Source organism: Pseudomonas sp. MWU12-2037 (assembly GCF_023242345.1).
In the GTDB taxonomy this organism is placed as follows: Bacteria; Pseudomonadota; Gammaproteobacteria; order Pseudomonadales; family Pseudomonadaceae; genus Aquipseudomonas; species Aquipseudomonas gingeri_D.
The window spans coordinates 456743-471410 of the sequence record NZ_JALLIZ010000001.1 but is presented as its reverse complement, the minus strand read 5'-3'; the positions used below and the strand labels follow the sequence as shown (position 1 = coordinate 471410).

The following is a 14668-nucleotide window of genomic DNA, read 5'->3' as shown; positions in this document are numbered from 1 at the left end:
CGGTCACTCTTATTGAAACGGCCCGGAGAAACACATGAGCAAGGTGCTGCTGGTACTCGTGGAAACCGTCGACGACTACCTGCCAATCATCCAGAAGCACGGCTTCGAACTGATCCTGGCGCCGACCCAAACCCTGCGCGCGCAGGCCATCGCCGAGCAGGGCGAACGCATCAATGCCGTGCTCACCCGCGGCCCGCTGGGACTGTTCGCCGAGGAAATCGCCGCCCTGCCCAAACTCGAAATCATCTGCGTGATCGGTGCCGGCTATGAAAAGGTCGACCTGCACGCCGCCGCGCAACGGGGCATCGTCGTGACCAACGGTGCCGGTGCCAACGCCTCGTCCGTGGCCGACCATGCCATGGCCCTGTTGCTGTCGCTGGTGCGCGATATTCCCCGCGCCGATGCCTCGGTGCGCCGTGGCGAGTGGCGCAAGCTGATGCGCCCGTCCCTGGGCGGCAAGCGCCTGGGCATCCTCGGCATGGGCGCGGTGGGCCAGGCGATTGCCCAGCGCGCGGCCCTGGGTTTCGGCATGACGGTGAGCTATCACAACCGGCGACCGCGCATGGATATCGATTACCACTATTGCGCCACGACCACCGAACTGGCGCTGGCCTCGGACTACCTGATCATCGCCACCCCAGGCGGTGTCGGCACCGACGGCCTGATCGGCCGACAGGCTCTTGAAGCCCTCGGCCCGCAAGGGTTCCTGGTCAACATTGCACGCGCCAGCGTGGTGGTGACCGCCGACCTGGTGGCCGCCCTCCAGCAAGGTCGCCTCGCCGGTGCGGCACTGGATGTGTTCGACGACGAACCGAATGTGCCTGAAGTCCTCAAGAGCCTGGGCAACGTGGTGCTGACACCCCACGTGGCCGGTCTGTCGCCGGAAGCCTCCGAAGCCACGGTAGCGCTGGTGGCCGAAAACCTGCTGGCGTATTTTTCCGGCAAGCCGGTACTCACGCCGATTGCCCTTCCCGGCTGACGGCCAACGTGCCAAACCATTATGATCACCACCTTCCCACACGCCTGATGGACACCTCCCGCATGGAACGCACCGCCCGCCTGCTGCCCTTTGCCTGCCTGCTGCTGGGCCTCTCGCCCTCGACCTTCGCCGCCGAGGCACCGGTCGATTGCGATGCCCTGCATGAAAAGGCCAACGCCGAAGCCGGCAGCTACCGCCCACCCGTCGAAGGCAAGGTTATCGGCCAAGGCCGGGTCTACTTTCACAGCGCGCCCAACAGTGCCTGCATCACCAAGAAGGTCTTCGTCGTGCCTGGCGACGGCCTCACGGTGTACGCCAGCACCGAGGACGGCTGGGCCCAGGTCATGTACATCGCCAAGAACGGCGATGACTTCAGCGGCTGGGTCGAGGAAAAGCGCGTCGAACTGGGCCAGCACTACGGCGGTGACCCGGCGCCCGAAGACACCCCGGAGCAATAAGCGCCTGCCCGCCTGAACTCCGCCGAGGAATGCCAGTCAGCTCAATAAGTGCATTCAAAGGCCTGCGCTGACAGCGGCAGGCCTCTCTACCCGGAGTTTCGCGGCCATGCCTGATCTTTCCAACGAACCCCAGAGCGCGATCGAGGCCCATGGCGTCATTGGCGACATGAGTAGCGCCGCGCTGGTCAACGACCGCGGCAGCGTCGACTTTTTCTGCTGGCCGGCTTTCGACAGCCCCTCGATCTTCTGCGCCTTGCTCGACAGCCCCGACGCCGGGATTTTCCAACTGGCCCCGGACCTGCCCGATGCCCGTCGCGAACAGATCTACCTGCCGGACACCAATGTCCTGCAAACCCGCTGGCTGAGCGCCAGCGCGGTGGTGGAAATCACCGATCTGCTGCCGGTCAGCGATGATGAAAACGACCTGCCGATGCTGATCCGTCGGGTCCGGGTGATCAGCGGCCGGGCCACCTTCCATGTGCGTTGCGCCGTGCGCCATGACTATGCCCGCGCCGCGACCCGTGCCCGTCTCGACGGCGACTATGTGTGCTTCGAGGCGCCGGGCCTGCCCAGCCTGCGCCTGTGCTCCGATCAGCCGCTGCAACTGGACCAGCAGGCCGCCGTCGCCAGCTTCACCCTGGAACAGCAACAGAACGCCGAATTCCTTCTCGGTGCGGTCGACGATCCACGCATCAAGGTCGGCAGCAGTGACCTCGCCCTGCAACGCACCCTGACCTTCTGGCGCCATTGGCTCGGACGCTCGAACTATCGCGGGCGCTGGCGCGAGGCGGTCAACCGCTCGGCCCTGGCCCTCAAGCTGCTGACCTCGCGCAAGCACGGCGCGATCCTCGCCGCCGTTACCTTCGGCCTGCCGGAAAGCCCCGGCGGCCAGCGCAACTGGGACTATCGCTATACCTGGATCCGCGACGCCTCCTTCACCATCTACGCCTTTATGCGCCTGGGTTATGTCGAGGAAGCCAACGGTTTCATGCGCTGGTTGCGCGGACGGGTCGGCGATTGCAGCGATCAGCCGTTGAAGCTGAACATTCTCTACGCCATCGATGGCACCCAGGAACTGCCGGAAACCGAGCTGACGCACCTGTCCGGCCACGGTAATGCCCGTCCGGTGCGTATCGGCAACCAGGCCTACGAGCAGGTCCAGCTGGATATCTTCGGCGAGTTGCTGGACGCGGTGTACCTGACCAACAAATACGGCGAGGCGATTTCCCATGAAGGCTGGTTGCATGTCGGCCAGATTGTCGATCAGGTCTGCGACACCTGGAACCAGACCGATGTCGGGATCTGGGAAATGCGCGGCGAGAAACACCACTTCCTGCACTCGCGGCTGATGTGCTGGGTCGCCCTGGACCGCGCCATTCGCCTGGCCTCCAAGCGCTCGCTGCCGGCCCCGTTCGCCCGCTGGGACCAGACTCGCCAGGCGATCCACGCCGATATCTGGAGCAACTTCTGGAACGCCGAACGTGGACATTTCGTCCAGCATATCGGCGGCACCGGCCTCGACGGCTCGATGCTGCTGATGCCACTGGTGCGCTTTGTCGGCGCCACCGATCCGCGCTGGCTGGCGACCCTGGAGGCGATCCAGAAAAGCCTGGTGCGCGACGGCATGGTCTATCGCTATCGCAACGACGATCACCCCATCGACGGCTTGCCGGGCAGCGAAGGTGCCTTCGCCGCCTGCTCGTTCTGGTACGTCGAGTGCCTGGCCCGGGCCGGACGCGTGGAGCAGGCGCATCTGGAGTTCGAGCAACTGCTGCGTTACGCCAACCCGCTGGGACTCTACGCCGAGGAGTTCGACCCGCAGGCCCGGCACATGGGCAATACCCCGCAGGCGCTGACCCACCTGGCGCTGATCAGCGCGGCATGTTTCCTTGACCGCAGACTCAGCGGCGATGTCACGCCGTGGCAACCCTGAGGTCGCGATCGACAGGCGTCAGGGCGCTGGATTCAGAACACGGCAGATTCAATCGCCCCGATAGCTTGGGCTGTGGGCGCCAAACGTCTAAGCTGGCATTTCCCGCCCGTTGTCCTGGAACGCCGTGTGAAATTCAGCCTGCCGAAAGTTGCCACCGCCCCCTTCTGTCCTTCTGAAGTGAATGGCTCGATTGCCGTCGATCGCGGGGCGCCGTTCTTCAAGCGCGTCCTGCGCTTTGCCGGACCCGGCCTGCTGATTTCCATCGGCTATATGGACCCGGGCAACTGGGCCACGGCCATCGAGGCCGGCTCGCGTTATGGCTACAACCTGCTGTTCGTGGTGCTGCTGGCGAGCCTCGCCGGCATGGCGGTGCAGTGTCTTTGCTCGCGCCTGGGGATTGCCACCGGCCGCGACCTGGCGCAGCTCTGCCGCGAGCGCTACAGCCCGCGCTCCGCCAAACTCCAATGGCTGCTGGCGGAAATCTCGATCATCGCCACGGACCTGGCCGAAGTCCTCGGCTGCGCCCTGGCCTTTCATCTGCTGCTGGGCTGCTCGCTGACCTTCGGCATTGCCCTGACGGCCTTCGATACGGTGCTGATCCTGGCCCTGCAGAACCGCGGCTTCCGGCGCCTGGAAGCGATCATGCTGGTGCTGGTGGCGACCATCGGCGTGTGTTTTTTTATCGAACTGGTGCTGATCAAACCCTACTGGCCGGACGTGTTCCAGGGTTTCAAGCCGTCCCTCTCGGCCATCAGCGACGCCGCACCGCTGTACCTGGCCATCGGCATTCTCGGGGCCACGGTGATGCCCCATAACCTCTACCTGCACACCTCGGTGGTGCAGACCCGGTTGATCGGCACGGACCTGGCCAGCCGCCAGGACGCTGTGCAACTGGCGCGTATCGACACCCTGGGTTCCCTGGCCCTGGCCTTGCTGGTAAACGCGGCGATCCTGATCCTGGCCGCGGCGGCCTTCCACCAGAACGGGCATACCGCCGTGGTGGAGATCCAGGACGCCTACCACCTGCTCGACCCGCTGGTGGGCGGCGCGTTCGCCAGCACTTTATTCGGCATCGCGCTGCTGGCGTCCGGGCAGAGTTCGACCTTTACCGGCACCATCGCTGGCCAGGTGATCATGGAAGGCTACCTGAACCTGAAGATTCCCTGCTGGCAGCGCCGCTTGATCACCCGTGGCCTGGCACTGATCCCGGCCTTCGTCGGGGTCTGGCTGATGGGCGAAGACGCGGTGGGCAAATTGCTGGTGCTGAGCCAGGTGGTGCTGAGCCTGCAGTTGCCCTTTGCGCTGTACCCGTTGATCCGCATGACCGGCGATGAACGCCTGATGGGACCCTTCGTCAATCGCTGGTACACCAAGGCTCTGGCCTGGGGCCTGTTCGTGGTGATCAGCGCGGCAAATACCTGGTTGATCGCGCAGTTGTTTATCGAGTGATCGTGGGCAGGTCCCGCCTGCCCTCCTCACCCGCTCAAAGCACCCCCAGCAACGCCCAGACCCGTCGCGCCTCCGCGTCGGAAGAAATCAGTTCCGACAACAGTTCGTTCAACGGTTTGTTGCCCCACTCCACCGCCTTCTTGACCACATAGGGCACCGGGCTGTGGGGCTCGGTTCTCGCCAGGTAATCGGCGATCAACAACAATTGCCGATAAGCCTCCTCCCGACTACGCGGCGTCGCCGAGAGCAGCGGTTGCTCCGCCGGCTCCGGTGACGCGGCGCCTTGCGGCGCTGAAGCCGTCTCCTCCTCGATGGTAGTCACAGGCGGTTCCGGCTGTTGAGGGTGCATGGCAATAAACTCCCGGTTCAGTGTGCTCAATGCCTGCATGACGTCACGCAAGGGCCCGCATGTCGGGGCCAGTTCCCTCAGATAGCGATCGGTCCACCGCTCCAGTCCCTGCAACTGGTGCAACGACGCCTGCACCAGATTCTGGCTGTGCAGCCACCAGGACAACGGCGTTGCGCGGATCAACTCATTGACCTTTTGCTGCTCGAGCCGCGCGGTCTCGACAATGCTCCTGGCGCTCTTGTTGTCCCCGGCCAGCACCTGCCGCGCCTGCAACTGCTGCCAGCCATACAGGCTCAACCCGGAAAACCCGTGGCTGCCGCCCGGGGCGAACAATGGCACCCGCGTATGCAACACCTCGGCGTAACGCCGTACCACCCAGTCCACCGGCGTCACCCGCCAGGACTGGTCGCCCTCCTCCGCCTGCGGATGGACCTGCTCGGGATAGCGCTCGCACAACCCCAGCAGCAACGCCAAGGCCGCCTGCAGCCCCTCCAGCCCATGACGATGCAGCCAGGCCTCACCGAGCCAGGCCGCGACCATCAGGTCCTTGCTGCGGCCCTGCAGGATTTCGCTGGCCAACTGTTCGACGCTCTCCCACTCCGCCCGCTTGATCTCCTTTTCCCAGACCCCGTTGGGCAAACTGGTGTCATCCTCGCGCCGCAACTCACGCAGCCGATCATAGTCGGCTTCATAGCGCAGGTTCTGCCCGCACGGCGAGTCCTCGGAAATCGCCTCGAGCAGGGGCTCCACCGACAACGGCAGCCCGGCGATCGACTGGCTCATAATGCCCCCTGATTACCGGCAGCCGTGCTCGCCGTGCCGAAACTTGAAAAAGGTGACAACGGAGCCCGCACCGGCAGCGGTGCCAACGACAACGGTAACTTGCCGCCCTGGGTCATCAACGACAGGCGCAGGAACATCGTGGTCAGGGCATCGCCGTTGGTCGCGCCACGTACCGGCAGGTGCAAGGTCAATGGGAAGTCGGTGTAATCCATGCTCGGCTGGCGTACCACCGACAGGTGTGAACGCATCATCCGCAGCAAAGCCCAGGGCCCGCCGTATTCCCAGCCGGCTTCCAGGTCGGCCACCGCCAGACTCGGCTGCGACGGATCGCTGACCGGCCGCTCGGGTCCGTTGCGGGCCCAGCGCAGGGTCAACCGGATCGGCTGCCCGACCATCCAGCGCAAACGCTGCTGGGCATCGCCCGGGTAGTTTATCTGCTGGCTGCCGGCATTCAGGCCCCAGGCAATCACCTGATTGGCGCCGCGTTCTTCATCACGGTCGGTGCGCCAGCGCACGTCCAGGTCAAAGCCGATCATCCCGCTCGGGTCGCGCTGGAACAGTGGCCCGAGCCAGGCCCTGGCCTGTTTCAGGCGATCGAGGAAATCAGCCGCCGCCAGCCGATCGGGTGACTGGCTCAACACCAAGCCGGCCTGGGCCAGCGGCAAACGCGTGTCGATCAACTCCAGCAAGTGCTGGACCCGCGCGGGCTCCGCATCCACGGCCTGTAATCCCAGGGAAAACGGAAAACGCTCGGCCAGGTACTGGTTGAAGTAGCCCGCCAACTCGTTCCAGGCCTTGACCGCCTGCTCCTGCTGTAACGCCTGGCAGCGGCGCATGGCCCCCTGTTGCAAGGCCTGTACCCGCAACGCCAGTTCACCCTGGCCGGCCGGCAGGTTGACCGACGACAGAATCTGCCCACAGGAGCCGGCATCCATGTCGATAAAGTCACGACTGACCAACTGCTCCATCAGTGCCGGTGAACTGGCCGGATTCTGCTCTTTGTACTTGAGCAGTTCGTCGTACAAGTCGCTCAAACGCGTGAACCGTTCAAAGTCGCCCGCCGCCAGGTTCTGCTGCTGGGCCCTGAGCCAATCCAGCGCCGGAGCCCTCGCCTCGGCAATCGCCTGCATGCTGCTGAACTGCTGCTTGAGATCCAGCTTCAGACCCTGCACATCACTGGCCCTGAACAACTGCAGGCCGAGATTCTTCGCGCCGTCCCAACTGTCGATATCGACCCGTTCATGGAACACCGCCTGGGCATTGATCTGTTCCAGCCCGCTATCCACCTCGGCCAGCGCCCGCCGGTTGAGGGAGTTTTGCAGGTTGCTCGCCAGGTCCGCCCGCTTGAGTTCGATAAACGCGCTTTGTAACGCCAGCGCCTGATCGGTCTTGATATTGAACGCCGCCGTCCCCTGCAACCGACTGCGGTTGCTTTCCAGGCTCAGCCACATGGCCTTGGCCGCCGCACTTTCCGCTACACGCAGCATCGGCCCGCGATAGGCCGGCGGGATGTGTGGCATCTCTTCGCCGGCGTAACTCTTGTAGCTGGCGAAGTAGGCGAGCGCATTGTTCAGACCATCGCTGTCGAGGCTTTGATAGGTCCCGCCGGCGCTGTCATCGGCACGCATGGCCATTGCCACGAAGTCACGGCGAAACAGCGCCGAGATCGCGTTGTTCAGTTGCGACACCGACTCTTGCAACAGCAGTTGTCCGTTGCCTTGCTGGGTCAGCAGATTGCCCCGGGAGCCGGCCTTGGCGATCCATTGGTCGCGAAAGCTCTGCTGCAACTGGGTCACCTGGTCTTCCAGGCTCTGCTCCAACGGCGTACCGAGCAAGGCACTCTGGCGCACCTTGTCCATCAACGCGCTGTAGCCGGGGACCAGGTCCTGGCCCTTGCCGCGACTCCAGGCCGAGTTGGTCTGGCTGACCACCGTCTGCAAGTCGTCGATCATCGCCTTGAGGTCTTCCAAGTCCGCGGGTGAGTTCAGCGCACCGGATTCCAGTTGCTCCAGGTGCAGTTTCAGGTAGCCGGCCTGGCGCACGAAGTTCTCGGCCAGGAAGTACTGATCCAGCCAGCGCCCCATCAATTCCTTGAAGTTCGCACCAATGGTCAGTCGCTCTGCCGGCAGGTCCAGGCGGATCAGGTTCGAGATGTCCATCTTCGCCAGGTGCTGGTTATAGAAGGCCGCCTTGTGCAACATCGCGGCATTGAGGTTCAGGCCCAGGGCCAGGTTGCTCAGGGAGGCCAGCTCGTCCAGCGGTGTCTTGTGGTTGTTGATCGCCTTGTTCAACAACTGGTATTGCTGCTCCAGTGCCGTGGCCTGCTCCACCAGCTCTTTAGACTTGATATAAGTCTGCCATTGCGCCGGGTCCTCGCTTTCCAGGTTGGGACGGCGGTCGGTACTCTGGATCGCTTTGAGTCGGGTCAGATTCGCCTGCAACAGATCGCGCAGCGGCAGCATCATCTGGCTCATGGCAACGTTGCGCAGCACCTGGTCACGTTGATGATCGAGGGAAGAAAACCACGAGGTCGGCAACACCAGCGAGGCGAAGTGCCAACGCGGCGACTGCTCCATGAGTTGCCAGAACGCCTGCACATTGCGCCGGGTCGGCCCCAGCCGGTGGGTTTCGTCGTTGACCGTGACATAGCTCTTCTGCGCCTCTTGCAAGAGCCTCGACAGCTCGCGGGCGTCCTTGAGCGAGTCCTGCCAGACCCAGACCATCGCCACCGCCCAGATCAGCCCGACCACCGCCGCCGTCACACCCACTACCCGCTGCCAGCGCTGACGCAACCGCAACAGCCGTGGGACCACCTGGGCCAGCCCTTGCTCGGCGACAATTCGTCGCTGCCAGAGCTGCCGGGCGAAGGTGCTTTGCAGCAATGGAATATCGCTGGCCGAAAAAACCGGAGTCGAAGTCGGTGCCTCGCTGGCGGTGAAATACACCCCGCGAAAACGCGCTGCCTCGTTCTGCGCATTGCCCTGGAACACCGGATCAAGCAGGACCTGCAGGTTACGACGCAGAGCCCCGAAACGCTCCGGCAGGCGATACAGGTCTTCGCTCAGTTGCCCGGACAGCGCTCCGACCTCGGTGATTGCCTCCGCCAGCGCCCGGGTAACCTGCTCCAGCGCCTGATCGCTCCACTCCGATTGCCAGAGGGTTTCCGGAGCAAACGGCGAGGTCCAACCCAGGATTCGTTCATGGGACTCTTTAGGCAGCGCGGCGATCAGTTCCTGAAAGCCGGGAACCTGCTCCATATCGGTGACCACCACATACACCGGCAGGCTCAGGCCCAGGCGCAGCAGCAGGTCGATAAAGCGCCGGCGCGCGGCGATTCCCAGGGCTGCTGCCTGTTCGTCATCCCAAAGGCGGCTGGCCGAGACCGTCCAGATCACTCCGTCCAGCGGACGTCGGGCACGCAGGCGCAGAATCAGCCCGAGTAACCGCCACCAACTTCCACGCTTGAGCTTCAGTCCCTCATCCGGCATGAACAACGACTCCGGCACCACCAGCACCGCCCCATCGGGGTCGGACCACCAGCGCCCGAACCAGGCCGGTTTATCCGTGGGTAGCAGGTGCCAGCAGGAGCAGAGTTGCGAACCCTGGGCATCATTGCCCAGCATCAACAGCCAGGGTGACTGGTAACGGTCCTGCACCCCTTGCTCCTGCTCCATATTGCGCACGGCACCGTAGAAGCTGCGAATCGCCGCCCCGCTCTGGGTCCGCAACCACCAGATAGCCAAGACCAGCAACACCAGCACCAGCAACACGCCGACCACCCACGCGACAATCGCAAGAGGAGTCATGGATTCCGCTCCGCAAGAGCGTCGGGGCTGGCCTGGTTCAACACCGATTGCACCTGCAGATTGATGTCGTACCAGAAGTAGTGACTGACACCGAGCATCACCAGTGTTACACCGAGAATCACCAGCCCCAGGCGCAGGCCGTCCGGCAGGGACTGACGAATCGGCAGTCGCCGCACGGGCGCATTGCTCGGTCGTTCGAGGCAATCGCTGACATCGACATAGTCCGGCTCGCGCTGCCAGGCGAAAGCGAACAGCGCGTGACGCCATTTTTCATGCTGTGCCAGCCCGGACTCGCCGCGCAGGCGCCCGTGAAAACCGAGAATCAAGCATTGCAGATAGACATTGGCCAGATCGCGACTGGTGGGGACCTCGTCGACCAGCAGTTTTTCGATCGCCTGGGGTAGGTGCTCGCCGGCATGGCGCGAGGCATACAACAGCGACTCCAGGGGATCGCTCTGCCAGGTACGCTGCCCCGGCCAGTCAGCGTACAACAGGGTTTCATCCACCAGCGCGACAAAGGCATACACCGTGGCCTTGACCTGATGTTCCGCCGAGTCGCCGACACTGGCGAAGGCGCTGCGCCAGAGCTTGCGGCTGATCTTCGTGGAGAACTCCACCGCCGTGCCGACCTGCCGCGCCACGTCTTCGTCGTCCTTGTTCAAGCCGTCCCAGGCCACCAACCACTCCAACCAGGCCTGGCGAAAGGCGTTGCTCAACGGTGACTGCGGTAACCCCGTGCCGACGCTTCCCTCTGGCATTGCCTTCCCCTTCCTTGACTAAAGTGCTTCGCTGACCTGCTTGACGAACAGGACGATCTGCCACGGGTTGAGCGCCAGCTTCGAGGCCGGCGCGATGATGTGCAGCGGTTGCTCGGGATCGAACCACTCACCCCGGGCCTCGACGACAAACAGCCGGGTGTCGCTGCCGACGCTGTAGGCCACTTGCTCCTGGCGGCTCATGACCTGGTGCCGCAGCCCGGGCATGCGTTGCCGGGCTAGCACGGTCAGATTGCTGTCGGAGGCGATGATGGTGCGCTCCAGCCATTCGATCGCCGCGCTTTCGCCGGCTCCGGCGGGCATCCGCAGGCCGATCACCAGGCGCTGCTCGGGCTCGCGCCCGGGTAATTGCAGGGAAAACAGTTCGCCGGTCTGCTCGAACGGCAGGCAGCGATAGCCAACGCGGATCAGTTCCAAGCCCAATTCGAGCCAGTTCAGTACTTCTTCATAACCGCGTTGCAGATCCAGATAGTCCAACGGCATGAAGACTGGCACCCCGGCCAACGGGTCGAGCGCCGACCAACTGCCGGCCATCCCGAGCAATAGCCCGTGCAGAGCCTGGGACGTGGCGACACGCGTGTTCAGCAGGCCTTCGACCTCCGGCAGACGGGCCCAGAGGGCACCGAGCTGTCGACGAATTTCCAGCGCATCCTCCTGGTTGCCCGCCTGCTGTGCCTGACGCAGGCGGCCGGCGAGAAACAGGCACTTTTCCCGGGTCCGCGCGCACAACGCTGCAACCCGCCGCCCCAACGGCGACTCCGGTAGCAACCTGGGGGTCGGCGGCACATACGGCACCTGGACAAACCCACCGCCCTCCTTGCGGATGCGCAGCAGCGGCAGGCAGATCGAGTCGGCCTTGTTCGAGTCCGTGCACAGGTGCGGATTCGGCCGCCAGACCGTGATCGACTGCGGGTTCTGGCCACTGGTGAGGTCCGGCAACGCCTCGCTGGTCAGCGACTGCAGGCGCCCCTTGAAATCGCGCAAGTGCCCTGCGCGCCACAGCGGGCTGACCGCCAGGTACACCGTGACCATTGAATGTATCGACTGGGCGATGGCATCGCCCACTTCCAATTCAAGCTGCGCACCATCGGCGGCGTTGAGACTTACGGGCAAGCCGTCGGGCAAGGTGGCGTCCAGAACCAGGATGCGTACCTGCCCGGCGCACAGCGCGGAAGGATCGATCTCCAGTTTCTCGACGCCCCAGAACCAGGGATTGGCCGCCTGGGCGAAATGCGCGGCCAGAACCTCGGCACGCAGCCCTTGCAACTGGAAGTGCTGGGGCTGCAATTGCATCCCCTCGTACCAGCAAACCGCATCAGGTAACAGGCTCATACGACTCCCTTCGACATCCGATAATGTTCCTGAGCGGCGCTGATCAGCGCTCGGCTGGGTTCAACAGACTCATCTCCCGACTGTCGAACTTCAGCCAGGCATCATGCTGATCATCTAGCCTGAGCCGGTGCGCACCGGGAGTGTTATAGCTGGCGAACACCAAAAGTCCAACCGCACTCTGGCCCCTCAACGGAAAGTCCTGCTTGGCAACAAACTGCCCGGGGACCAGTTCCAGTCCCCACACGCTCAGTTGCTGACGATAGTCGCGCTGGAACTGCTCACGCTCGCCGAACCACTGCTTGGCGCTCACTCCGGCCAATTGCTTGAGGAGGTCGGGATCCTTCACCGCGACGAAATCCACAGCAATCGGTGTGTTGTCGTTAGCCAGGGGCGCCACGTCCAGCGTAAGGCTCGCCACACCGACCGAGGGTCCGAAAAATGAGCACCCGGACAGAAACAACAACACCATGCAGATAAGGATCTTCTTACACAAAATTGAATTTTCCTTTTTTCGTGCAGCTCATATGGCAGTTTGCCTTGCTTTTTTATAGACCTGTTCTAGCGTCTTGGGTAGTTCGTCAGCACGACGAATTGGAGGGACCGTCGAAGGATTGACAGGATCGCATTCTCCACCCCCCTGTCTGGCTTCACGGTTCAGCAAGGGAGCGATCACGGGTAACCGATGCATTGCGCCCGCTCAACGCATCGGAGTCAGCCAACATGGCCGAAAGTACCCAGCACAAGCTCGACCGGATTCGTCCGCCGCGCGTCCAGATTACCTATGACGTAGAGACGGGCGGTGCCATCGAGAAAAAGGAACTGCCCCTGGTGGTCGGCATCCTCGCCGATTTGTCCGGCAAGCCAGAAAAACCTCCGGCGAAACTGAGCGACCGCCGCTTCGTCGAGATCGATCGCGACAACTTCAACGAAGTCCTCGCGTCCATCGCCCCGCGCTCGGTGCTACAGGTCAGGAACACCTTCGCCACCGACGACAGCAAGCTCAATATCAAGCTCAAGTTCAACCATATCGATGACTTCGACCCGGTCAAGGTGGTGGGGCAGGTCGTCCCGCTGCGCCGCCTGTTCGAGGCTCGCCAGCGCCTGCGCGACCTGCTGACCAAACTCGACGGCAACGACGACTTGGACAGACTGCTGCGTGACGTGATCGCCAACACCGAAGGCTTGCAGGAGATCAAGTCGTCCGCCCGCGTGCAGGATGCCCCAGCCGCAGACAAGGACACCGCCGCCCCTGCCGAAGAACCGCAAGCCTGATCGCCTATCCATTCTCGGAGGATTTGTCATGCCCAGTTCCGCCAGTACCGAAGGTTCAAGCAGCGAGAGCAATACCCAGACCCTGTCCCTGCTGGACAAGATCATTGCCGATGGGCGCATGGCCCACGACGACAGCCAGCAGGAATATGCCCGTGACATGCTCGCGGAGTTCGCCACCCAAGTCCTCGACAAGGACATGGCGATCGACAAAGACACCGTGGCGATGATCAACGATCGCATCAGCCAGATCGACAAGCTGATCAGCGCCCAGCTCAACGAAATCTATCACCACCCGGACATGCAGGCCCTCGAAGCCTCCTGGCGCGGCCTGCACATGCTGGTGCAGAACACCGAGACCAGTTCACGGTTGAAGCTGCGGTTGCTCAATGTCAGCCAGAAGGAACTGCAGAACGACCTGGAAAAAGCCGTCGATTTTGATCAGAGCGCACTGTTCAAGAAGATCTATGAAGACGAATACGGCACCCTGGGCGGGCACCCCTACAGCCTGCTGGTGGGGGACTACACCTTCGGTCGCCATCCGCAGGACATCGGTCTGCTGGAGAAACTCTCGAATGTCGCCGCCGCGGCCCACGCGCCGTTCATCGCCGCCGCCAGCCCGAAACTGTTCGACATGACCAGCTTCACCGAACTGGCCGTGCCCCGTGATCTATCGAAAATCTTCGAGAGCCAGGAACTGATCAAGTGGCGCTCCTTCCGCGAAAGCGAAGACTCGCGTTATGTCTCCCTGGTGCTGCCGCACACCCTGCTGCGCCTGCCCTACGGCCCGGACACCAAGCCAGTGGAAGGTATCAACTACGTCGAAGATGTAAACGGCTCCGACCACAGCAAGTACCTCTGGGGCAATGCCGCCTGGGCCTTGTCCCAGCGCATCACCCAAGCGTTCGCCAAGTACGGTTGGTGCGCGGCCATCCGTGGCGCTGAAGGCGGTGGCGCGGTGGAAGGGCTGCCGGCTCATACCTTCCGCACCAGTTCCGGCGACCTGTCGCTCAAGTGCCCGACCGAAGTGGCGATCACCGACCGTCGCGAAAAAGAGCTCAACGACCTCGGGTTTATCGCCCTGTGCCACAAGAAGAACAGCGACGTGGCGGTGTTCTTCGGCGGCCAGACCACCAACAAGTCCAGGCTGTACAACACCAATGAGGCCAATGCCAACGCGCGGATCTCGGCGATGCTGCCCTACGTGCTGGCGGCGTCGCGCTTCGCTCACTACCTGAAAGTGATCATGCGCGACAAGGTCGGCAGCTTCATGACCCGCGACAACGTGCAGACCTACCTCAACAACTGGATCGCCGACTACGTGCTGATCAACGACAACGCGCCCCAGGAAATCAAGGCGCAATACCCGTTGCGCGAAGCCCGGGTCGACGTGACGGAAATCGCCGGAAAGCCCGGCGCATACCGCGCCACGGTGTTCCTGCGGCCGCACTTCCAGCTGGAAGAACTGACCGCCTCGATCCGCCTGGTCGCCAGCCTGCCACCGCCGGTTGCAGCCTGAGCCTGTGCCCGCCGG

At 63.3% G+C, this 14668-nt stretch carries 11 protein-coding genes; 6 read left to right on the top strand and 5 right to left on the bottom strand.

The annotated features are described in order from the left end of the window. Positions 1-34 precede the first annotated feature (34 nt). The 4 genes from M5B42_RS02105 (at position 35) to M5B42_RS02090 (ending at position 4819) form a co-directional block, all read left to right on the top strand. A complete protein-coding gene (locus M5B42_RS02105; protein ID WP_248744894.1) occupies positions 35-979 on the top strand; it encodes a 2-hydroxyacid dehydrogenase in 945 nt (314 codons plus the stop codon). Positions 980-1041: 62 nt separating this feature from the next. Further along, entirely contained in the window at positions 1042-1437 is a 396-nt protein-coding gene (locus M5B42_RS02100) for an SH3 domain-containing protein (RefSeq protein ID WP_248744893.1), read from the top strand. A gap of 106 nt (positions 1438-1543) precedes the next feature. Then, positions 1544-3370 carry a glycoside hydrolase family 15 protein gene (locus M5B42_RS02095; RefSeq protein WP_248744892.1) on the top strand — a complete coding sequence of 609 codons (1827 nt, stop codon included), beginning with the start codon at positions 1544-1546 and terminating at the stop codon, positions 3368-3370. A gap of 126 nt (positions 3371-3496) precedes the next feature. Continuing rightward, positions 3497-4819: an Nramp family divalent metal transporter gene (locus tag M5B42_RS02090; protein WP_248744891.1), complete on the top strand. Its 1323-nt coding sequence runs from the start codon at positions 3497-3499 to the stop codon at positions 4817-4819. Between the two features lie 34 nt (positions 4820-4853). Here the strand turns inward: M5B42_RS02090 and tssA are convergent, their stop codons facing one another. The 5 genes from tssA to M5B42_RS02065 are packed head-to-tail and all read right to left on the bottom strand — an operon-like array spanning position 4854 to position 12334. After that, entirely contained in the window at positions 4854-5951 is a 1098-nt protein-coding gene (gene tssA / locus M5B42_RS02085; protein ID WP_248744890.1) for a type VI secretion system protein TssA, read from the bottom strand. After that, positions 5948-9757, bottom strand: coding sequence for a type VI secretion protein IcmF/TssM N-terminal domain-containing protein (locus M5B42_RS02080; RefSeq protein ID WP_248744889.1), 3810 nt, complete (start codon positions 9755-9757; stop codon positions 5948-5950). The genes tssA and M5B42_RS02080 overlap by 4 nt, the downstream gene beginning before the upstream one ends. Then, a complete protein-coding gene (locus M5B42_RS02075) occupies positions 9754-10515 on the bottom strand; it encodes a DotU/TssL family secretion system protein (RefSeq protein WP_248744888.1) in 762 nt (253 codons plus the stop codon). The genes M5B42_RS02080 and M5B42_RS02075 overlap by 4 nt, the downstream gene beginning before the upstream one ends. Before the next feature lie 18 nt (positions 10516-10533). After that, positions 10534-11865, bottom strand: coding sequence for a type VI secretion system baseplate subunit TssK (gene tssK, locus M5B42_RS02070; protein ID WP_248744887.1), 1332 nt, complete (start codon positions 11863-11865; stop codon positions 10534-10536). Between the two features lie 43 nt (positions 11866-11908). Next, positions 11909-12334, bottom strand: a complete 426-nt coding sequence (locus M5B42_RS02065) for a type VI secretion protein (protein WP_103498586.1) — start codon at positions 12332-12334, stop codon at positions 11909-11911. A 251-nt stretch (positions 12335-12585) separates the two neighbouring features. Here M5B42_RS02065 and tssB point away from each other — a divergent pair, with 251 nt between their 5' ends. After that, positions 12586-13137 (top strand): type VI secretion system contractile sheath small subunit, encoded by a 552-nt coding sequence (gene tssB, locus M5B42_RS02060; protein ID WP_248744886.1) that lies wholly within the window; start codon positions 12586-12588, stop codon positions 13135-13137. Between the two features lie 28 nt (positions 13138-13165). After that, positions 13166-14653 (top strand): type VI secretion system contractile sheath large subunit, encoded by a 1488-nt coding sequence (tssC, locus tag M5B42_RS02055; protein WP_103498575.1) that lies wholly within the window; start codon positions 13166-13168, stop codon positions 14651-14653. The last annotated feature ends 15 nt before the right edge of the window (positions 14654-14668 follow it).